This window comes from Halobacillus sp. A1-3 (assembly GCF_050971765.1).
Classification (GTDB): Bacteria; Bacillota; Bacilli; order Bacillales; family Halobacillaceae; genus Halobacillus; species Halobacillus mangrovi_B.
The window spans coordinates 129,400-151,934 of sequence record NZ_JBPCEO010000006.1 but is presented as its reverse complement, the minus strand read 5'-3'; the positions used below and the strand labels follow the sequence as shown (position 1 = coordinate 151,934).

Here is a 22,535-nt window from a genome sequence, read left to right as displayed (position 1 = left end):
TTTTTATAAAAAAAGATGCTAGAAAAACAGTAAGGTACCCTCACTGCTCTTCTAGCATCTTTGCTAGTTCGTATTCACTTGGAAGTGGTTAGCGGCGGTTCTGAATATTTCTTTAAAATCTTCAAAGCGACTTTTTCTAGCGGCATCTGCTTATTCATACTGATTTCTCTCATCTTTTTGTATGAAACCTCGTCTGAATAACCAAAGTGTTCCATTAACAATCCTTTAGCTCGCTCTACAACTTTACGCTTTTTCAAACGGTTATCTGCTTCTTTGACTTGAACACGATACCTTTCCGAAACCATTCCTTGATGGAGGGCAATCTCTACAGCTGGAATTAAACGATCTTCAGAAATCGGCTTTACGATATAGCCTACAATATTCGCTTCTTTGGCTTTTTCTATGAACTCCTGCTGACTATATGCCGTTAATAATAGAATTGGTATATTGTACTTTTGAGAAATGATCTTACTAGCTTTTAGACCATCAAGCTTTGGCATTTTGATATCCATAATAATCAGATCAGGCTCCAGCTCATGGGCAAGTTCTATGGCTTTTTCGCCGTCTCCTGCTTCCCCAGCGATTTGAAACCCTGCATCTTGTAAAAGTAACGCAATGTCCATCCTTACTATGGATTCGTCTTCAACCAGCAATATTCTCTTGCTCATTTAACCCCTACTCTCCTTTGGAAATCTGAGCTTCGCTTCCGTTCCTTGTTCGATACCGATAATCTCAAATTCTCCTGATAAATCATGTTCCGCCATTCGCTTCACAATATCAAGGCCTAAGGAAGATGTATTCTTCCCTTTAAATCCAACACCATTATCCCGTACAATAACATCCATCATCCTAGAATCCTGATTGAAAATGACATCAATATGCCCACGTGCTTTTCCTTCAAAGGCATGGTTCACGCAATTTTGTATAAGTTCATTAATAATCAAAGCGATTGAAACCGCACGGCCAGACTCGATCGTCAAACTGTCACCAGAGTAATCAATTGTGATTTTTTTACTTGAATAACCCGTATAAACAAGCATATCGCCAATTCTTTCCGTCAGTTCATAAATATCCACCTCATCAATGCTGCTATTGGAAAGGATAACTTCATAGACAGAAGCAATACTTAATATCCGGTTTAAACTTTCCAGAAAATAAACTTTGCTTTCCTCAGGAATCCCCCTTCGCATCTGCAGCCTTAAGAGACTAGCTACCGTTTGCAAATTGTTTTTCACACGGTGATGAATTTCTTTGATGGCAACTGACTTAATAATTAATTCTTTTTCTTTTTCTCTTAGGTCGGTGAGATCTCTTAGAATAATAAACATGCCATTATATTTTTCATTTAAAGGCAAACGGATTTTTTTAATCTTAAACGTTTTATCGAAAGCCTCCATCTCGGTAACTAATAATTCATCTTCTTTCTCAACAATATTAGTTAATATAGGCAGTTGTTCGACTAAATTCTCGCCATACTCACAGTTTGTCCCCTTGAGCTCATGAAGCAGATTAATCGCCGCTGGATTAGAATATAAGAGTTCCCCTTCAAGGCCAACGAAGAAAAGAGCTTCTTCCATAAGTTCAGGGACTAACGGCTGTTGATCTGAATGTCCCATCAAAAGACCGCTTAAAGATTCTGTCGTTTTTGACAGCGCTTCCAATTCTTCCCGATCTTCTACCTGTTCACTGATGTCCTTCTCCATGATTAAAGCACCAATGACCACATTTTCATCGTTGAAGATAGGCACTACGCTTTGTTCCACTTTTTTACGTTCTTGAGTGATCGCACGGTTAGAAGTCATTGCATTTCCAGACTGCAAACAGTAAAGCACGGCCGGCTCAAATGTCTCATATGCAATGGTACCTACAACTCTGTTTTGATAGATCGATTTTACTGTCGTAGGGGCAGCTTCCGCCACAACAATCGCATGTTTTTCATTCGTTAACAAGCAATCGATAAAGACATTGGCCTTTGATAAATCTGCCATCAGCTGCATGCTCTTACTGACTTCTTTAATCTTTTCGATATCACTCGTTTCTAAATTAGTCTTCGATTTACATAAAGATTCAATTTCTTCAATGTCTATCATAGTTAAGCTTTCTCCTGTTGTGAACTGTTCTAATTGAAATTCCTCTTCCAAACTATTAGAATTATAGACTTGAAGAAAATGTTTGTCAATATTCTGAATAATCATTGCATTTGTGAAAACTTAACCCCACTAGCTTTAGATTGAAGCATCTTTTCGATAATATCGGCCAAATAAGCCCCTGCTTCTACTGGTGGTACACCACCTTCGTGGATATTCGAAAACACCGTACGGTCGGCCTCAACACTCTCTTTATTCGGTTTATAAATGATATAGGCACTTATGCTTTTGGAAGTAGCGAGCCCTGGTCTTTCTCCGATTAGTGAGATGACGAGATCACAATCAACAAGGGAGGCCACTTCATCTTGGATCCATACTCTGCTTTTTCTTATAAAAATTGGATTTTCTATGCTGATATTCTTAGCCTTTAACCCCTGGATTAAAGTTGGCAACAAGTCAGGGATCGTCTCTTCTATTCCAGTAGAGCTCAGCCCATCTGAAACAACAATTTGCACCTGCTTTCCTTTCGTCGCATTTTCAGTCAGCCATGAACGAGACTCTTCATTCAACTTCCTGCCGACATCTAAATTCATCAGGTATTCCTCCATGGAAGTCGCTTTAGAGTGGAGAATAGGGAGATCCATACGAGTTAAAACATCATCTCCAACATCTTTAAAAACGGCATCTTGAGCCGCTGCATGATCGACCCTGAAGTCTAAGTAATTTTTCGTTTTCATCCGTGTGCCCGAACGGCCGATCCCAATTCTAGCAGGGGTTTCTTTTTGTACCTGTTCAACGTACTCACGATTTTTCGGCTCGTCTACTCCTACCTTCTTTTCCTGTCGATAGACGATGTGTCTATTTTGATATTCTTGTGTGTAAGACTTTCTTTTTGGGTTGGATTCCTTTCCCTCCATCTCAGAAAGTACGTCTTTAACGATTTGTTCAATGTTCACTTTATCACTCCCTCCTTAATCAAATATAGACAAGTCTCCAGCATATTTCGTAAGGCGTCCTTCTTCCATAATCCCCATCTTTTCCAGCCATTTCTCAAATTCGTTCAATGGTCTTAAGCCCAGCATTTCTCTCAGACTAGCATCGTCATGAAAACTTGTATCCTGATAACTGAGCATCACGTCATCCCCGCCTGGAACGCCCATGTAAAAGTTTGCGCCTGCTACTGTAGTTAGCATACCAGCGATTTCCTGATCATTTTGATCCGCACTCATATGATTGGTGTACGTAGGGGCTATTCCCATAGGCAAGTTGTGCAGTTTACCCATAAACAAATCTTCTAGATCTGCACGAATCATCTGTTTTCCATCATATAACGTCTCTGGACCAATAAAGCCTGAGACATTGTTTACCATGAACGGCTTCCATCTCCACGCGTATCCGTATGTCCTCGCTTCCAGTGTCTGCATATCTACCCCAGAATGCCCGTCCAATGAAACCTCAGATCCTTGCCCCGTTTCAAAATAAAAGAAATTAGGACCAGCAGAAGTGCCTTTAGATTTCATCAATTCGTAGCCTTCATCAAGAAGTTCTTGATTGACACCGAAGTCGTCGTTAGCCAACTGAGAACCTGCTAAACTTTGAAATAGCAGAGCCACTGGCGCTCCTTTTTTAAGCGCTTGCATTTGCGTCGTTACGTGAGCCAATACACAGTTTTGAGTTGGTATATCCCATTTTCGCATGAACTCATGGCTCATGGTCAGTAGTTTTGCAACCGAATCAACGGCCTCATTATTCGGGTTAATGCCAATCACGGCATCGCCAGACCCGTATGATAGTCCTTCTTTAATAGAAGTTAAAATCCCATCAGGGTTATCAATCGGGTGATTAGGCTGACAGCGAAATGCCAGTCTTCCAGGTTCACCAATCGTGGTATTGCAATGCGCTTGATGCTTCATCTTCTGTGAAGCTAAAACAAGGTCGATACTTGACATTAATTTAGCCACCGCGGAAATCATTTCACTGGTTAACCCTCGACTTAGCCTTTTTAAATCATTAGAATTTGTTGAATGACTCAGAATATACTCGCGGAGTTCGCCGAATGTCCACCCAGATATTTCGTTATACACAAATTGACTTACATCATCATAAATCACCTTCGTTACTTCATCCGACTCGTAGGATATCACCGGATTCTCAAAAATGTCTTTAAGCTGAAGTTCACTTAACGTGTACTTCGCTGCCATACGTTCTAAGGAAGATTTCGCACCAATACCGGCCATTACATCTCCGGATTTTTCTTCGCTGGCTTTTGCCAATACATCTTTAATGGAGTTGAAATGGTAAGTCTCGTTCCGTAATTGACATGATAGCTTCAAATGCATTCACCTTCTTTGTAGTAGTTAAAATAAAAAAGGCACCACTATCGCTAGGATAACCTAACGAAAGTGGCGCCTTCGCCGAATAGATTCACTTTCTACAAAGTATATCAAAAGTTTTTCTGAAAATACAGACTTATTTTAGATGGATTAATTTAATAGCATATTGACTCACAATATGCCAGATAGAACCTATTACAAGTCGGAAAATGATGAAACAAAATATTTCCTGGGAAATTAATGACTTTTTTGAAGAAAATTAAATAAAGAAAACTCCAACTCCCTCTATTCATTAACCCTAATAAGATGTTTTGAGCGATATTTGCCGGGCGTAGTGCCAACTTTCTTTTTAAACACCTGATTAAAATAACGAGAGTTTTCATAGCCAACTTTTTGGCAGATCTCATTAACTTTATAATTCGTAGTTTTTAACAACACTTTCGCGTTTTTCAATCTTAACGAGGTTAAATAATCAAACAACGTCATATCCATCTTCTTGGAAAATAAACTGCTTAAATAGGAAGAGTTGATGTGATACATCTCTGCTAGTCTATTAAGTTCTATTTCTTCATGAAAATGCTCATCAAGGTATTTTCTCACCTCCCTGACAAGGTTGTCATTATAGGAGATTCTATGATTCTCTATATAATTTTCCCACTGCTTCGTGTAAGTGTAGATCCACTTTTGAATAGAAGCTAAACTATTAAAACCCTTAGCTTCTTCATAAAGAAGGAGATCGGCATGAACAAGATCTTTATTCTTAACATTATATTCTTTTTCCAGATAGGTATTGAGGCTGTTTAAGAACTTGTAATAGAGGTATTTTGACTTTTCAGGGGAGAGTTCTTCCGCATAAATGTAATTTAAGATAGTATCCGCTAGGTGATAGTATTCCTCAAACTTACTAATCTGCTGACTGAAATCTTCTATTTCGAAAATCATCCGATAATCAATACTCTTTTCGTGATTAGGAAGGGTGCTGTAATCTGTATAGCCTTGATTATAGAAAAATCCGATATCATAGGCCCTTTTTGCTCGTTGGTAGGCGTTGTGCATATCCTTCATGTTGTTGAAGCACCCACTAACTCCGGTCGTAGTTATAACCCCCAGCTCTCGTTGAATGGTACTAGTCACTTGATCAGCAAGTCCCTCTTCCATTGAAGCGGTCTTGGTATTTCCATAGACCATAACGATTTGTTCTTCAATTACATGCATGAATACAGAATAACCCTTGGACATAAGCGGCTCTTTGAATAGCGTAAGATATTTTTGCTCATTCTTCTTAAGATTTTCATGCAGAGTCGCTTCTTTTACACTGATGACAGCTACTTGATAAATATTAAAATGCCGATTGATCCATTGAGTATCTATTCGTCCACCAACTATACTTTCTAGTAAATACTTATCTTCCAATTCATCTAAGTATCTTTCTACATTATTCTGTTCGCTTTTTTTCTTATATTTTTCGATTGCTTTTTTAATAGCTTCTGCTATATCATCCATCTCTATAGGTTTGACGAGATAATCAACAGCTTCTAATTCAATGGCTTTTTTGGCATATGCAAATTCCGTGTGCCCGCTAATCATAATAAACATCGTTTGATTTGTATAAGATTTTGATTGCTCTACCAATTCTAAACCATTTAACCCTGGCATGCGGATGTCAGTAAGTACAATATCAGGTGGAGAATCTTTTATAAACTCCAAAGCTTCAATGCCATCCGATACCGTATTAACATCACTGACTCCATACTCACTCCAATTCATAATCGTTTTCAGGGCGTCGAGAACTACTTTTTCATCATCAACGATTAAAAGACTATACAACACTCATCACCCCCGTATTTGTGTTTGCATCGAATGTTCTCTTATATATCCGATTGTGATAATTACTTTTGTGCCTTTCCCTTCTTCGCTTTTTACGGTTATCCCGTATCTGTTTCCGTAGAAAAGCTTGATTCTTTCTCTAATATTTGAAAGACCATATCCATAGGTTGGATTTGAAGTACCTACTCCATCATCAGTAACTTCAAAGAGAATTCCCTGATGAGTCCGCTTACCTTTGACCATAATCGACCCTGTTTCCTTTTTAGGTTCAAGTCCATGAATAACGGCATTCTCAACTATGGGCTGTAATAATAATTTAATCATCTGTTCATCGTTAAGCGTCGGGTCCACATCAAAGGATACTTCTATTTTGTTATCAAATCTTATATTTTGGATTTGAAGATAGTGGTTTAAGAGTTCGACTTCCTTTTTAACCGTGGACAAGTGACTGCCATCATTTAAAGTAAGTTTGAACAGTTTAGATAAACTGATCGCTACATTGGCAATAGGCTTAGCTTTTGCTTTCATAGCCATCCAGTATATGGAATTAAGGGTATTATATAAAAAGTGCGGATTAATATGGCTTTGCAGTGCCCGTAATTCTGCTTCTTTTTCTTTGATTTGAGAGGTGTACAACTGAGTATTCAAATCATTATTTCGATTATATAATTCAACTAATCGTGCTCCGACCTCTCCTATTTCATCATTTTTGTCTAGTCCAGAATCATCCACTTCTTCTCTATACTCCATCTTATTCGTAATTTTTCTAAGTACAGTTAAATGGCTTGTGATTTTCCTCGAAATTAAGAGCGCGAATAATAAAGCTACAACAAAAGAAAGGATTAATATGGATAAAATAATAACGCGGATATATTTAAATTCGCTAATGACACTTTCATAAGGAAGTAGACTGACGATTCCCCATTGAGTCGTTTCATTCCTTTGGACATTTAATACATACTTAGATTGATTAAAAGTAACTGTTTGACTTTCCACACGATTATTCGTCTCAACTAGAGGAATAATTTCATGAACGGGGATGTTGTCCGATCCGCTAAAATACAATGGATTACTTCCATTATAGATAAGAACAGCGCCTTCTGTATTGACTCCTTTCAGCATCTGATCAAACACACGTGGATCGACACTGATCATGGAGTAGCCAATTTCCTGCGAAGTACTTAAGTCATGGATCGTTCTCCCAAACAGAAGGGACTCACGATTATTATCGGTCAATGAAAGGTCGGGTGCTTGAAACCACGCTCCTCCCCATTCCTTGTTTTCAGGTGAAGAATACCAGGGAGAGGAGGTGATTTTATCGTAAATGTTTCCTTCAATATTTCTTTGACCACGATTTACTTTGAGAAATTCATTGTGGGAATTCCCAACATAAATCCCATTGATATAGGGGTTTGTTACTACAGTAATATTACTAAGTAGATCTTGTGAATCCATTTCCAGTTGATACAAACGAGGTGATGTCTGCTCATAATTCAAGTAGCTTTGTACTTCATTAGATAAATAGATAATGGTAGAGATATTTTCAATGTCATTTACAAAACGAGTGATATTATTATTTGCTAAGCTAAGATAATTCTCTGCCGCTGTCGATAGTTTCTTTTCTACTAAATTATTTATATAGTTGAACATGAACGGCCCTACAATTAGGAGAGGAATCAGCGAGGATAGTAAGGCAAGCGTAACAATCTTATCTCTGATTCTCCACTTTCTTTTAGCAAAAGGGTTCACACGCATCGTCTCATCTCCCCGTACTTCACTCGTTCGATCTTCCTACTTCTATTATAAGTGGTCTGGGGAACATGTGAAGCTCACCATATGGATTTCAGATGAAAAATTTTCAGATCATTCAGTTTGACAGCTCCATCTTCAGCGAATACTAATACATCGCTGCCATCTGTTTTAGGAAACACCAGGTTCGTTATAACTGCTTCCCCACCATTGGCGAACACTTCTACGGAAGACCGATCAACAAAGATATGAAGCTTGAATTTCTTGTCACTAATTTTTATTGGTGCTCTCTCTATACTCGAAAAGGTCTTGTGGAAATAACTGTCCCCAGAGCATCTCCGGTCTACATATACCTGTTTATTGTCAACGTCATAACCAACGATTGTCTCTTCATGTTCAGACTTTAAAACTTTAAGCCCGCATTTTTCTGCTGAATTAATTTCAAACTCTGCGACAATTTCGATAGATCTTTCACCAAAGGAATCAGGTAGAAGGTACTCTTCAGAATCTATTTCTCGCTGTTCAACGGTATGTGTATCAACGCGAAGCTTATGGACCTCTCTTACAGGCTGCTGATTTATTCTTAACCCGTTCTCTGTTTCTACCAAAGATAAAACTCGCGGTATTGTCATCGAACTTCTCCATGTCGATGTCGGAACATCATTCGCATAATTCCAATTACTCATCCAGCCCATGGAGACACGTCTGTGTTCTTTCATATTTGAAAACATCACCGATGCATAATTATCTCTACCATAATCGAACCATATTTCAGTATCATGATCATGGTCATTAACGAAATGAGTCCCATCAAAGTCCCCAATAAAGTATTGCGTCCTCGAACCAAAAGGAATGTTTTCGTTCTCCCCAATACTCACGATCATCGCCCATTTCCTTTTGTTTGTTCCTTCAATGGATAAAGAAAACAGATCGGGACATTCCCAGACACCATCATGTGAGCCTTCGTTTTCTCCAAAGCTGCTCAGAAATTCCCACTTGATTAAATTATTCGATTGGTACAATCGCACGTGGTCTCCTGCAGCAACGACCATTACCCAATGACCTGTTTCGTTATGCCAAAACACTTTCGGATCCCGAAAGTCCGTAATCGAATCATCCATTAAGACAGGATTTCCTTTGTATTTCACCCATGTCCGTCCCTGATCAACACTGTATGCGATACTTTGCCGCTGGCGGGGACGGTCTGAATCTGGATACGTATCCGCATGGGTAAAAATCGCAACCATTCCTGGCTCATCTGGAAATAACCCAGAGGTATTTTCCCAATCAATGACGGCACATCCGGAAAATATCATCCCATTTTCATCAGGTGCCATTGCAATCTGCAGCTCTTCCCAGTGAATCAAATCTTCACTAACCGCATGCCCCCAGTGCATGGGACCCCACTTTGTACTATTGGGATGATACTGATAGAAGAGATGGTACTCCCCTTTGAAATAAACCATTCCGTTCGGATCGTTCATCCAATTAGACTGAGGACTATAATGGAATTGTGGACGATACCTTTCTTTTCGAACTTCTAAAAGATCATTTTTTGATTCCATAAATCACCCGTCCTTTATTATTCTTTTACCGCTCCAAGTGTCATTCCACTTACAATGTAACGCTGCACCATAAATGAAAAGATCATCACTGGAAGGCTGAAGGAAACAGCAGCTGCCGTCATAGGGCCTAGATCTAAATTGTAAGCAGTTAGAAATTCGGAGATTCCAACTGTCGCTGTTTTGGATTGCGTACTTGTCATTAATAAAGCAAACAGAAAATCATTCCACGCGAGCATAAACGTAAAGATCGCTGTCGTCGCCAGTCCTGGAAGACTAATCGGCAAAATCACTTTCATAAAAGCACCCAATCGACTGCATCCATCAACCCTTGCCGCCTCATCAAACTCTTTAGGAATCGAGTCAAAGAATCCAATCATCAGCCAAATGGCAAAAGGAACATTAATGCTTGTGTACACTAAGATTAACGCTAACTTTGTATCTACTAATCCGATATCCTGGATGATCATATACATTGGAATCGCGATACTAATCATAGGAACCATCCGGATTGTTAGCGTAAATAATAAGAATATATTTCCTATTCTTGATGAAAAACGAGATAGGCCATAAGCACCCAAAGCTCCTAAGAACACACTTAAAGCTGTACTAATCGAAGCTGCAATTAAGCTGTTCATAAAATACTGAGCAAATGGCAAGTATTCGAACATACCGATGTAACTCTCAAGTGTAAACGTAGATGGCCAAAGTGACGGAGGAGCGGAAACAGCTTCTGATGATGGTTTCAAAGAGGTTAGAATTAAATAAATGTATGGACCTAAAAACAATAAAGCTAGAAAACAAGTGAGCAGGATGATAAACGTTTTCCATCCTCTCTTTTTCAGCTCCAATTTGATGGATTGCCGAGTCCTTTCTCGTTTTTGGACACCTATTGCCGTATGATTATCCATCGATTTACCTCTCCTTTCTTATACCTTTTTGGCGCTCGGAGACCATACTTTAGATATAAAGAAGGAACTCAAGCAAAGTAAAAGAATGATAAAGATGACAGCCATCGCACTCGCTTCCCCTACATGGCCGTATCTCGTAAGCATTTTGTACATATACGTGCTCAGTACCTCAGAGGAAAAGCCAGGTCCTCCCTGAGTCAGAACCCATACAATATCAAACGTTCTCGCTGCATCAATCATCCGGATCAACACTGCGACGATGGCCACTGGAGCAAGCGCAGGCATTGTTACATACCGAAACGTCTGCCATCTATTGGCGCCATCAATTTGCGACGCTTCATATAAACCTTTTGGAATCCCTTGTAGACCCGCTAACAAGACAAGCATCAAAAAAGGGGTCGTCAGCCAAACATCCGCGATGATGGTTGAAAGTAATGCATATTTAGCTTCTGATAACCACAGAATTTGCTGAGGACTTGAAATAATTCCTAACTTGAAAAGAATCCAGTTAATGATGCCGAATTGATTATTCAACATGAATTTCCAGACAAGACCCGAAACCAAAGGGGCAATCATTAACGGAGCAAGCAACAGCGTTCTAATCAACTGGCTTCCTCTAAAACCTGTGTTTAATAAAAGAGCCAGTGTCAGTCCTAATAAGAATTCAATTCCAACCGCGGCAACAATATACACGATCGTATTCCAGGTAGCTTGAAGAAACCGTTCAGACGTAAGGGCACTCATATAATTCTGTAAACCGACAAATTGCTTCGCCGCTGGTTCAAGGATGTTATAGCTGAACAAGCTATCTTTAAGGAGTAAAAAAAGGGGATATAACAGAAATACACCCATGAATAACCCAGCTGGTAAAAAAAATAAGATGGATAAACGACTGTTTGTGTAAGGCATGGGTTTCTCCTTTGCTCATTGATTTTATTCACCCTTCTCTGTCTGAAGTATCCCATCAAACAGAGAAGAGCAATAGACTAATGTTATTTAGGCGGCAGGATCCCTTTAATGACTTCAGCTGCCCAATCCAGTGATTCTTGTGGTGTTTTCTCTCCCGATAGTGCGTATTGAACTGCAGGGATTAAGGCTTCGTTTTCGATTTGTTGCCATTCTTTAATTTTCGGACGGTTTTGCGTTTGATCTCCGTTTAACGTTGTCATTAAAGGCTCTAAGTGCTCATAACCTTCTTGTGAACTGTACTCTTCAAAGACGGACTTCCTTGCTGCTACTCCTAACGACTTCATATACAATTCATTCTTCTCATATATAAACTCAAGGTATTGCTGTGCGATTTCCGGTTTTTTCGAGGATTTTGGTACTACTTGATACCAAGGTCCTGGAACAGCACCGATTCCTGCATCCCCAGCAATCATAGGAGCTGATCCTACTTTACCAGCAACTTCTGAAGTTTCCGGATCGTTGGATGGTACGTAGAAATGCCCCCACGCAATCATCATGGCAGACTTTCCACTCCAGAAAAGCTCAGCCGTTTCAGCAGAAGCCATCTCTAATGCCCCTTTAGGTACGGATTGATCTTCGTTCAACAAAGTTGTAAGAAACTCCAAGGCTTCTACATAAGGCTTTTGATTGACAAGGACTTCTCCGCCTTCCCCTACAACTAAAGAATCTGCACCCGCTTGAGCGGCGTGGTCTAACCAGCTTGCTACAGAGTCTCCGTTATTCGCTCCGAAGACTGTCGTCCCATATTGATCAGGTTTCCCATCACCATTGGTATCCTGTGTGAAAAAGGCAGCCATGTCTCTATATTCCTTCCAATTCTTCGGTGGAGCTAACTCATAACCGTATTCTTCTTTAAAGGCTTCCTGATTGGCTTGATCTTCAAAAAGATCCTTTCTATAAATGACATTCTTCGCGTTTGTCCAAACGGGCATCCCGTACTTTTCACCATTGTAAGTACCGCCAGAAACAAGGCCTGGGAATAAATCATTTTCCACTTCCTCCGTAATCACGTCATCAAGAGGCAATAAACCACTTGAAAGGGCAGGAAACCAGAGAATATCAATCGTTGCAACGTCAAAAGCTCCAGCTCGTGAAGCCACCTCTGCTTTTAATTTGTCATAAACGCCCGAGTAAGGAACAGCCTCAATTTTCACTTCATATCCAGTTTCTTCTTTAAATTCATCTTTCGTTTGGTTGGCTACTTCATAAGCAGGGCTTCCCCCTTCAACGAGTACCGTCAATGTTTTATCATCACCCGATTCTTTACTTCCTGTTTCACCATTCGTACTATTAGAGCAGCCGCTGACAACCATAAGTAACAGGACTAAGAAAAAAGGAATGATAACCTTCCAGTTAAAAGTTTTCAATTAACTCTCCTCCTTATTTGATTACAACTATTAACGATCCCAAAGTCCGTGTTCAGGCCATCTGCGTGGAAGACGATCTTCTACATGAGGCAGATCGGATAGTGGTTTATGAGGTTCAAGCTGATACCAATAAGCAACAGAGGAATAATCATTTCCCTGATCATTCGCATGCCCATGTTCAATTGTTGCTTTAATAGAGGTAGTAAACCGTATTGGATCTTCTACATGAAATCGATACAGGCTCCATTTTCCAAAATGCTCCTGTACATCGCTTCCTAGAGACACGCCATGGTAAGGTCCCGCGTATTCTCCACTCGGAAATCCCCAGGCGGCATTAAAGTAATCTTCCGTACCTGTTCCATGAAGAGAAGGTGGCCATTCTTCTCCGTCAATGAAGAACATGTCGTCCCCTTCGCCTGGCCATGTAAACGGCTGGTTTGAGGCATCGAAGTTATCGATGTTTAATACGCACCCGACATAATGTCCTTTTCCTTCTGCATCTAAGATGACGTAATTTTCATCTCCAGATAGATTCTTACCAGGTAGTTCCCATGGTGCTGGCTCATCAACGTCGGCATCATGGGCCACTTTTTGAGTAGGGTTTTCTCGATTCCAAGAGGCATGAAATCTTCCCATATCATCAGGGATTTTGTTCTCATCCTCATAAACTTCATAATCAACATAATAAAACAAGTTCTCCACTCTTGATTCACTTTCGTTGATCAGTTGAATTTTAGCTCCATCACCGAAAGGCATCGGAAAGTAGCTGTTCATGGAAGCAGCAAAAGGGCCTTTTGGACCTCTGCGTTCTCCCATCACCATACTTAATGGTAACGATACATAATGCTTGCAAGTCGCATGACCAATTCCGAAAAAATCACCCAAAGGAACGCGAACACTTGGATTTTCTTCGCCGTCCCAGTACATCTCGAGGACGAGCTTTCTTAAGTATTGTGGAGCATAACATCTCGTTGTCATCCAAATGTGTTTGATACATCCCGCTCCTTTGATGTCAGCCATTACAGATGTATCTCCAGGTTCAACAACATCAAAATCACGATTCCCTCCTGTTCGATCATAACTTGATTCTCTTTTGCTGCTTGCATCTTTAATAATTGGCAGTCCGCCTAATGGACTGTTTGGTTCCCAGACATTCATGTGACTTCTCCTTCCTGACGCTCAGTTAAAGCGTTTACATTAATGAATTAGAAATAATTATTTCTTAATTAAAAGTGTATCGTTCTGTTCATTATTTGAAAATTCTAATATTTTTCGATATTGTTAGATATTTTTGAAAAAGTGCGGGGAATAATTTCAGAGAAGTAATAAAGGAAAAAAGAGGTTAAAATATACTTCATTTAAGGCGGATTTCTTATTTAAACTATAAATCTACGGTTCCTTTTTCTAATAAAAACAGATAAACTATAGAGGAATTTGAAATAAAGGAGCCTATAATGAAAAGAGCTTATATTAATGAAATATTCTTTATTCGCTTCATAGCCTGTCTTTGTGTTGTCTTTATTCATTCTATTACTCTATCTCAGCAAAACTATGACCTGTCTGCCTTTACTACAGACATGTTCTATCAGTTCAAAATGACACTCATGTTCGCAACACCAGTGTTTGTCATGATTTCAGAGTTTTTGCTTTCTTATTCTTATCCGGACCGGATGCCAAAAGCAAAACCCTTCTGGAAAAAACGCATCCTTTATATCTTTGTTCCATACCTGGTCATGTCTTTAATTTATACCCTGTACGGGTTATGGGCAGGAGCAGGGATTACATGGTCAGGATTTGTTGAGTTATTCTTTGATAAAACTGTCCTAGGGGTATGGCATGGCTACTTTGTGCTAATCATTTTCCAGTTCTATGCCTTGCATTTCTTATTGAAAAAATACTTTGACCGTTATCCTCCGCTCGTGATGATTGGGTTATCGTTAGTCATCAACGTACTCTATTTAGGGTTCTTTAACTTAAAAGGAAGCAGCAGTTTCCCAGCGTTTTCGTTCCTATGGGATCATTACAAGCTTCCGTTCTTAGGCTGGATCTTTTACTTTACCATTGCTTACTATGCCGGTAAGCATATCAATGTGTTCCTGGACATGCTGAAAAAGTATAAGTATTATGTGATTCCTGGCGTAATTATTACCGGGTTGATTCCGCTTTATATAAGGTATTCGAATTTCTATTCAGTCGTCTCGTCCAAGCGTTTCGATATAGTGGTTTATACGTTCTTCGTTTTCTGTCTGCTCTATTTGATTGCTATGAAAATGAAGAAAACTCCACTGTTTGTGATGTGGGTAAGCAGCTGCTCCTACGGGATTTACCTGTTACACCCGCTGGTACAATACAATGCGATTCGATGGTTCGATTCTCTACCGTTTACGATGACCCTTGATGTCCACATCGCTTTGTTATTTATTTTAGGAGTCGGTGTGCCGATGATTGCTGTTTATCTGTTAAATTTAATTCCTTACGGTGCTTTTGTTGCAGGGAAAATCAATATGCCAAGAACTCCTGTTAAAGTTGATGAAACAAAACCAAAAGTATCATGATCTACAAAAGGCGAAGCATCCAACCATAGGATGCTTCGCCTTCTTTTAATTAGGGAGCTAAATGCTTTTCCCTTTTACGTTTAACTGTGGTTTAAGGGGGGAGCCTGGAATTTTGTATTGTTTGAAAGTTTGTTCAACCATCTCTTCTGAAGTAAAATCTCTTTCCACTTTCTCTCGGGCAGCATAGATGATTTTATGTCTCAATTCCTCATCAGATTTCAAAGCTAAGATCTTTTCTCGAAAAGCTTCTGGGCTATGGTCCTCTACCAACATTCCCGTCTCTTTATCTATAATGGCTTCCGATATACCTCCCCTGTTAATAGAGACCACGGGCGTCCCCGTGGCCATAGCTTCCAGGATGACCATTGGAAACACTTCTCTCTCAGAGGTAAGCAGAAGTACATCCATCGACTGTAGAAATTCCTGGGGTTCTTTTATTTCACCAAGTAATTGTACTTGTTCCTCAAGCCCTGACTGCTTAATTTTTTCAGCTATTACCTCACGTTCAGGCCCGTCCCCGGCAATGTAAAACTGTACATCTTCTTCTGCCTTCATAGCGGCTGCAATATCTACAAACAATCGATGGTTCTTTTCTGGAGATAACCTTGCTAGAATTCCAACCTTAAATACCTCAGGCTGAGTCTTTTCAGTAAAAGGAAATTTATCGAGGTCAACCCCGTTGTAAACGGTGGTGATCCTATCTTGGTTGACTCCATAATCTATTAAAACTCTTTTCTCGTAGTCACTTACTGTAATAATCCCAGTAACAGCATGATTCATCAAAAAGGAAAATACTCTCGGAAACTTTTCAAGAGCCGTGATATTGTGCTTCGTGTAAATGACTTTAATTTTCCGTTTCCAAACAAGCTTTCTCAAACAGCTTGCATACATAACCATCCGCAGACTGTTCGCGTGAATAACATCAATGTCCCACTTATGGATAAATTGATTAAGCTTCCATAAATTTAATAGGTGGTTATTCCTGGATAACTCCAAAAAATTTTGCTTGTTACCAATGTAATTCGTTAGTTCCCCTCCACCGGAAGCGGCATAGAGATGAAACCCTGGGCCTGTTTTCATTTTGTTTTCGAGCTTGATGAAATAATTTTCAGCTCCACCCATCGTCAATTTGTCTGTCAGCATCAATACATTCATCTCTATACGGCCTCCCTTTCAATACGATCGTTTTCCTTAGCCTGGCCTTTTTCATCTTCATAGGAAAAGTAAGTAGACAGGATAGCTAGATATAATAAGAACATGTCATTAACGATCAGCGATAAAAACATCATCTGAAACATAAATCCAAGGAATGTTAAAAAGAGAAATGGATGCTTCAAGTGAATATTAGACCGAAAAATTTGATAGAGCACCGTAAGTACAAACAAACCATACACAAACAAACCAATGACTCCTGATTCCGTTAACACTTCAAGGAATGTGTTGTGAACAACAAGGTTATCCCCGTATTCAAACGAGTTGTAGTCGGCGAAGTTGCTTGCACCAATTCCAAACCAGGGATGGGCTAAAAAGAACTCCCATGCCCTTCCCCATAGTTCAAACCTTCCACTTCCACCGTCAGAGGAAAAGTCTTGAAATCTATGCTGCAGAATATCAAGAACACGGAATTTCATCGCTAGACTGACCGCCCAGGCTATAGCTAAGATAGAAAAGGTAGATAGAAATAAGCGCAATTGGTTAGCTGGTTTGTTCAATAAGAAGTAAACGATGAAAATAACAAGGAGAATCAACAATCCCCCTCTGGAAAAAGAGAGTACACTTGTAACTAAACACAGGGTGAGCCCGATCTTATTTTTCAACGAGTCGCGTTTACATAAAAAGAAAGTAAAAAAGATCGTATTATAAAATACAAAATAGTTCGGGTCTTCCATCAAACCAATCAATCTGGGGTAATCACGGTCAAACCAGACACCATAGCGTATGACTCCGTCTCCTAATAAAGAAAAACCATTGCTTTTCAGTCCCCATACGTAGAGAAAAAGACTTCCGATATTAAATAGAATCCCAGCATTGGCAATCGCATTCTCCAATTGCCTTTTTTGAAACATTTGGAGAATCCCTTTCATGAAGATATAAAAGACGATATATAGTGTGATCCCAAGCATGACCCTCAGACCTGATGATGCATATAAGGAGAATGCGCCAGAAAATACATACACCAGATAGAAAAAAAGCAGCGTCACTTCAAAACTCTGCAGCTTTTGAAATCGGAAGGAAGCCGCCAGTATGATGACAAGAATGCCCAAATACATCATATGTGGCTTAAAGGCAAAGCCGAGGTAAATGTGATATTTACCAAGCATGACTGAAAAGAGCAAGAAAAACAGCAGCAGACTGCTGCGCGGTCTTTCATAGGAACTAAGATGCTCCATCATGGGCCTCCTTCCTAATTTTCGATTTGGATTCCTTAACCAAGCCCACCTTTTTCAAGAGCGCCGGAACTTTTTCTCTCCATTCCTTGTCCATTACGGCAAGGGCAAGAATAAGAACAAATTGGGTACATGCAGCAAGGAATGGAATAGACGATAAGAATACTTCTATACCTAGTAGAGTGATGAAAAAGTAAATCAAATAAGGAACTACTGCTCTTTTTCCCAAGACCATTCTGTCAGGATGACAAATCAGAAATCCGAATAACAGGATCACCTCAATGAGAACTCCAGCGACCACTGCTCCTGTTAATCCATACCTTTCACTAAAAAAGGCATAAAACATCACGCCCGATGCCACGCCTACAGCTAGCACCGTCATTCTTCGAGACTGAAGTGCTCTCGTTGTCAGCCCGTCCCCTAGAGCAATACTGCCTCCCTGAAAAACCATGACTAAAGCCAGCACTTTCAGTAAGAACGCTGCTTCCATCCATCTCTCTCCAAATAATACTCCGATAACAAAGTCAGAAAGATGGTAAAAAGGGATAGCAGCAAGCATGCCAGCAAGTAACATCAATTTCACCTGTGTGATACTCTTTTTCACATGCTGCTCGTAGTCTCCAGCCTGGAATAAACGGAACAATACCGGAAAGAAAGCTCCGGCGATAATAAATGGCAATTGCTGCAAAGCCTGTGGAATGCGGTAAGCGACAGCGAAATAACCAACTTCTTTCCATGTTAAGGTCTTTTCTAAAACAATTGGACCAATCTGCGGAAGGAGAATGAATAATAATCCGGTCACTAAAAACGGTCCCCAATGTTTCCATAGTCCTTTATAAAAAGGAAACCTTATAGAAAGTTTCAGAGTCTTAGTCGTTAAAAATATCCCAAAACAACCGGCCAGAAAATAAGCGGATCCATACAAGAAAAATACGATCATGGGATCTATATAAAACCATTTCCCAACTAAAATAACGGTGATCAAAAGGCCTGCAGAAACCATTCGTATCATCCCTGAATACTGCATTTTCTCCAACATCTGAAAATAGGTGATACTAATGCTCTGCATGGCTATCCCTATCACAAGTGGAAAAATCAGGGCATAGGAAAGTGTAATCAATGCTGTGTCACCGGCGTACATCCAATGAATAAGAAGGAATCCAATCATCAGCGTTGCTAGTGTAAGGCCAAGACGCAGTTTTATAAATGACGCCATGATCAACGAAATGGATGCTTCTTTCTTTGCCCCTTCGCGAAGCACAATCTGGTTTAATCCGGCTTCCGTTAAATAAGCCATAATCATCGCAAAAGCGAGTACCACACTAAATTTTCCATAATCATCTGTGGAGATAAAAGAGGCCAGCACAATCAACGATGCAGCATTTAAAATGCTGGAAAGTGCCGTACTGTAAAATAAATGAAAGATATTCTTTCCTATGGAATTTCTAATCTGCTTCATAAATTTCAGCCCCTTTACTCCTTGCTAATCCATCACTTTTGGTAAACAACACCAAGTATCTTGCATCCTGCCGTCTCAAGTTTTGATTGGGCTTTCTTTATGTCTTCAAGCTTATCCTTGTTCTGCTGAACGACCAGCACTGCTTCCTGACACCCTTCAGCAATCAACTCTGCTTCAACTCCTGATGATAAGGAAGGAGCCGAAAAAATCACTCGATCATAATCCTTCATCCAGGAATCCACATGCTCTTTAAAAGAGGGCGATAGCCAGATATCCATTGGTTTTTGATCAATAGAACGTTTAGCCAAGAGTACATCCAGGCTAGGGAGAAAAGTAGGATAAACGGTTGTTAATGGATCCTGATGGTTTTCTCCAGGCCGCTCCATATGGAACCATTCGTGAAGCATGGGTTTGTTCATATCAGATTCAACAAGCAAGACTTTTTTCTCCTGAAGAGCAATGGCTGCCGCTAGTTCTGCAGCGATCATGGCTACCGACTTTCCTGCAGGTATCGAAGTCACCATCAGGATGGATGGGCTTTTTTTCTCAACTTTTCGACTGATCACCTTCATCTGGTCGAAGCTGACAATCCCCTTCTTTTTCTTGTCCCCGCCGTGAATGATATCTTCAATGGGACTCTGCATGAATTTTCCCTCCTTTTTTCACTTTTCCTGACTCACTTGCGAGCTGTTTTCTGTATGATTTCGGAAGGCTATCAGAAGTCGCAGCCACTTCCCCAAGTACGGGTAACCCCAGTTCTTTTTCAAGTTGATCAAGGCTTTGGACGGAATCATCCCAATGGTCTTTTAACATCGCCATTCCAATCCCACAAAATAATCCCACCATTGTTCCGATCAACATGTTCACAATCGGGCTTCCGACTTCTTCTACTTTATTGGTCCCTTCCTTTTTACTAAGAACAGCTATATTTTCCATTTGCATGGAGCCTTTCATCTCTTCTACTGAAGTGGCAGCAAGAATGTTAGCCAACTCGCTGGCCCGATCCTTTTCCGAATCTCTGATCACTACCGAAATAATCTGGGAATCTTCTTTATTTTTTATTGTGATTTTTTCTTCCAACTCTTCCTGAGATAGATTTATATCCGCCTGTACGGATTCCAATACGATCGGACTTGTAATAAAATCGACCGTTGAAGCAATAAGTCTGTTCACTGTTTGAGGATCAACGTAAACATCCTCCTGATTCCCCAGGTTTCCAACGAGAATATATTCGGTCGCTTCATACGTAGGTTTTAAGAAGTAAAATACAGCAACACCACTTAAAATCGATACGCAAATAGTCGTGATCAAGATCGTAGCCATTCTCCGTTTGAGAATACGGAAAAAAGTTTTGATATCCATTGGTTCTCTCATGAAATCACCTCTTGCACCCCGTAAGGATTTTCCTGCTGATAAAATTGAACGGTCTTCAGCAGCCCTTCTTGCAGTGAATAACAAGGGGCCCAGTGCAGCATGGATTGGGCTCGATCGTTTTTTAAAACACTCGAGCGAATATCACCTTCTCGGGGTGGACGTAAAGTAGGCTGAATAGGTCTCCTTAAAGAAACCGCTAAATGGTCAATAATTTCGTTGATCGATGTTTCCTGTCCTGTCCCTACATTAAAGATTTCATTTTTCCCGTTTTCCAATGCAGCAACATTTGCACGAGCCACGTCTTTGACGAAAACAAAATCCCGCGTCTGGTTTCCATCCCCAAAAATAACTGGAGATTCCCCACAGATTAATTTTTCGATAAAGAGAGCGATGACTCCGGCTTCTCCATGAGCATCCTGTCTTGGTCCGTAGACGTTGGCATAACGTAGAATGGAAAAGTCAAGGTTATGAGTATGTGCAAAAAGGTGGATGTACTTTTCAGCATGTGCTTTTGTCAGACCATAAAAGGAAATCGGCTGCACGTGATGCGCTTCATCAATGGGAAGATAGCTCGGGTTGCCATAGACAGCCGCCGTTGATGCAAACACGACTTTTTTGACTTTATGTTTCGCGCTAGATTGTAAGATATTAAGGGTCGCAACAATATTTTCTTCACAGTCATATAAAGGGTCTGTAAACGACTGACTTACAGAAACCTGGGCAGCCTGATGAATAACATAATCAGGCTTCTCTTTAGCAAAAACCTCATCCATGTCTTTTCGAACATCCCGTTTGTAAAAACTCACCTGTGGGAGAAGGTTTTTCATATGTCCTGTCACTAGATTGTCTACCACGACAACCTCGTAGTGGGAATCTACTAATTCTTCTACTATGTGAGATCCGATAAAGCCTGCCCCGCCAGTTACTAACACCTTCATGGCAACCTTCCTTTCGTAATTTAAGTAAAATAAAGCTTATGACACTTCACCTATCACTCTTCGAAGGTAGAGTAGTTGTTGCTTTGTCCTTTATCTATCAATCGATCTTTAGGTAGATTCATTTTTATGGAATTCCCATAGGATTGTTCGGTTACTTCTATTAAAGGATGTGAATCCTCTATGATGGAAGCGTCCCAAATCATACCTTCTATGGTGTTATTGGTCCCTGATAAAATCACCGCTTTATCTGTACTCTCTGTCAGCTGGATCTGAAGGTTGCCAAACATATTCCCGGAGACCTCATTAGGAATGGTCACGTCACTATCCAAGTGGATACAGACGACGCAGTCATCAAGGGTCATATTTACAAACCTGTTTCCATTTACAAAATTGTGTTCCTCTTCATTCCTGGGAGGCGTTGCTAGGAGATGCACGGCGGTGTGAAACCCGCTCACATTCACTCCTGTCACATTCACAAAACTGATAAATTCCTCGGATGTTTCTGCGGAAAAATAGATTGCTTTTCCACGATTCGTAGCGCTGGAATTGTACAACGTCACATTTTCGAGCTGTATGCGCTCAGTCGTCCAAACCTGTTCTTTTCCACTTACATGGATCACAGCACTTTGAAATTCAGGAGTGGTTATTTCAATGGTTCCATTTGAGATCGAAGTTTTTCGTTCTAGCTCCAATACATTAAAATTACCTTCGACAAGAAGCTTCGTAGCCACTCCCATTTCCAGTGCGACTCCCTCTTTCAACCGTAATCCTTGTTTCAAGATATAGGTCTTACCCAACAACTGGACAGGAAGTTTGTCCCTTTCATAACTGGAGTCAATCGCTGCTTGGATGGCTCTGGAATCATCCTTACTGTCATCCCCACTCGCCCCAAATGCTTCCACACTAATTGTGCCAGTCTCTTGACCCGCCCCCTTCATAAAAAGTCCTACTAACACAACCGCTGTTAAAAAAATGATTATTCCTATATAGATCCGCTGAGCCTTCATTTTCAAATCC

The 22,535-nt window shown here is 40.2% G+C and carries 19 protein-coding genes; 1 reads left to right on the top strand and 18 read right to left on the bottom strand.

Annotated elements, in window-relative coordinates; genetic code table 11:
- Positions 1-74: 74 nt before the first annotated feature.
- The 11 genes from ACRYKC_RS12165 to ACRYKC_RS12115 form a co-directional block, all read right to left on the bottom strand.
- The gene (locus tag ACRYKC_RS12165; protein ID WP_433806998.1) at positions 75-668 is read right to left on the bottom strand and encodes an ANTAR domain-containing response regulator; all 594 of its coding nucleotides are present in this window, start codon (positions 666-668) and stop codon (positions 75-77) included.
- Positions 669-2,195 carry a sensor histidine kinase gene (locus ACRYKC_RS12160; RefSeq protein WP_433806997.1) on the bottom strand — a complete coding sequence of 509 codons (1,527 nt, stop codon included), beginning with the start codon at positions 2,193-2,195 and terminating at the stop codon, positions 669-671.
- Positions 2,192-3,043 (bottom strand): ethanolamine ammonia-lyase subunit EutC, encoded by an 852-nt coding sequence (gene eutC / locus ACRYKC_RS12155; protein WP_433806996.1) that lies wholly within the window; start codon positions 3,041-3,043, stop codon positions 2,192-2,194. The genes ACRYKC_RS12160 and eutC overlap by 4 nt, the downstream gene beginning before the upstream one ends.
- A 15-nt stretch (positions 3,044-3,058) precedes the next feature.
- Positions 3,059-4,420: an ethanolamine ammonia-lyase subunit EutB gene (locus ACRYKC_RS12150; RefSeq protein WP_433806995.1), complete on the bottom strand. Its 1,362-nt coding sequence runs from the start codon at positions 4,418-4,420 to the stop codon at positions 3,059-3,061.
- Between the two features lie 285 nt (positions 4,421-4,705).
- The gene (locus tag ACRYKC_RS12145; RefSeq protein ID WP_433806994.1) at positions 4,706-6,247 is read right to left on the bottom strand and encodes a response regulator; all 1,542 of its coding nucleotides are present in this window, start codon (positions 6,245-6,247) and stop codon (positions 4,706-4,708) included.
- A 6-nt stretch (positions 6,248-6,253) separates the two neighbouring features.
- Positions 6,254-8,002 carry a cache domain-containing sensor histidine kinase gene (locus tag ACRYKC_RS12140; protein WP_433806993.1) on the bottom strand — a complete coding sequence of 583 codons (1,749 nt, stop codon included), beginning with the start codon at positions 8,000-8,002 and terminating at the stop codon, positions 6,254-6,256.
- Between the two features lie 74 nt (positions 8,003-8,076).
- Positions 8,077-9,561 (bottom strand): glycoside hydrolase family 32 protein, encoded by a 1,485-nt coding sequence (locus ACRYKC_RS12135; protein WP_433806992.1) that lies wholly within the window; start codon positions 9,559-9,561, stop codon positions 8,077-8,079.
- A gap of 17 nt (positions 9,562-9,578) precedes the next feature.
- Entirely contained in the window at positions 9,579-10,469 is an 891-nt protein-coding gene (locus tag ACRYKC_RS12130) for a carbohydrate ABC transporter permease (protein ID WP_433806991.1), read from the bottom strand.
- 18 nt (positions 10,470-10,487) lie between these two features.
- Positions 10,488-11,378, bottom strand: coding sequence for a carbohydrate ABC transporter permease (locus tag ACRYKC_RS12125; protein WP_433806990.1), 891 nt, complete (start codon positions 11,376-11,378; stop codon positions 10,488-10,490).
- An 83-nt stretch (positions 11,379-11,461) separates the two neighbouring features.
- Positions 11,462-12,805 carry an ABC transporter substrate-binding protein gene (locus ACRYKC_RS12120; protein ID WP_433806989.1) on the bottom strand — a complete coding sequence of 448 codons (1,344 nt, stop codon included), beginning with the start codon at positions 12,803-12,805 and terminating at the stop codon, positions 11,462-11,464.
- Positions 12,806-12,835: 30 nt separating this feature from the next.
- Entirely contained in the window at positions 12,836-13,963 is a 1,128-nt protein-coding gene (locus ACRYKC_RS12115; RefSeq protein WP_433806988.1) for a glycoside hydrolase family 172 protein, read from the bottom strand.
- 296 nt (positions 13,964-14,259) lie between these two features.
- Between ACRYKC_RS12115 and ACRYKC_RS12110 the strand changes: the two genes are divergently transcribed.
- Positions 14,260-15,360 carry an acyltransferase family protein gene (locus tag ACRYKC_RS12110; protein WP_433806987.1) on the top strand — a complete coding sequence of 367 codons (1,101 nt, stop codon included), beginning with the start codon at positions 14,260-14,262 and terminating at the stop codon, positions 15,358-15,360.
- A 57-nt stretch (positions 15,361-15,417) separates the two neighbouring features.
- Here ACRYKC_RS12110 and ACRYKC_RS12105 read toward each other — a convergent pair whose 3' ends face one another.
- The 7 genes from ACRYKC_RS12105 to ACRYKC_RS12075 are packed head-to-tail and all read right to left on the bottom strand — an operon-like array spanning position 15,418 to position 22,456.
- A complete protein-coding gene (locus tag ACRYKC_RS12105; protein ID WP_433806986.1) occupies positions 15,418-16,515 on the bottom strand; it encodes a glycosyltransferase family 4 protein in 1,098 nt (365 codons plus the stop codon).
- Positions 16,516-16,517: 2 nt separating this feature from the next.
- Entirely contained in the window at positions 16,518-17,750 is a 1,233-nt protein-coding gene (locus tag ACRYKC_RS12100; protein WP_433806985.1) for an O-antigen ligase family protein, read from the bottom strand.
- Complete coding sequence (locus ACRYKC_RS12095; RefSeq protein WP_433806984.1) at positions 17,737-19,206, bottom strand: oligosaccharide flippase family protein; 1,470 nt, start codon at positions 19,204-19,206, stop codon at positions 17,737-17,739. Before ACRYKC_RS12095 ends, ACRYKC_RS12100 begins: the two co-directional genes overlap by 14 nt.
- A gap of 32 nt (positions 19,207-19,238) precedes the next feature.
- Positions 19,239-19,850, bottom strand: coding sequence for a P-loop NTPase family protein (locus ACRYKC_RS12090; RefSeq protein ID WP_433806983.1), 612 nt, complete (start codon positions 19,848-19,850; stop codon positions 19,239-19,241).
- Entirely contained in the window at positions 19,834-20,580 is a 747-nt protein-coding gene (locus tag ACRYKC_RS12085; protein WP_433806982.1) for a YveK family protein, read from the bottom strand. Before ACRYKC_RS12085 ends, ACRYKC_RS12090 begins: the two co-directional genes overlap by 17 nt.
- Positions 20,577-21,518 carry an NAD-dependent epimerase/dehydratase family protein gene (locus tag ACRYKC_RS12080; protein WP_433806981.1) on the bottom strand — a complete coding sequence of 314 codons (942 nt, stop codon included), beginning with the start codon at positions 21,516-21,518 and terminating at the stop codon, positions 20,577-20,579. The genes ACRYKC_RS12085 and ACRYKC_RS12080 overlap by 4 nt, the downstream gene beginning before the upstream one ends.
- A 53-nt stretch (positions 21,519-21,571) precedes the next feature.
- Complete coding sequence (locus ACRYKC_RS12075) at positions 21,572-22,456, bottom strand: pectate lyase family protein (RefSeq protein WP_433806980.1); 885 nt, start codon at positions 22,454-22,456, stop codon at positions 21,572-21,574.
- Between the last annotated feature and the right edge of the window lie 79 nt (positions 22,457-22,535).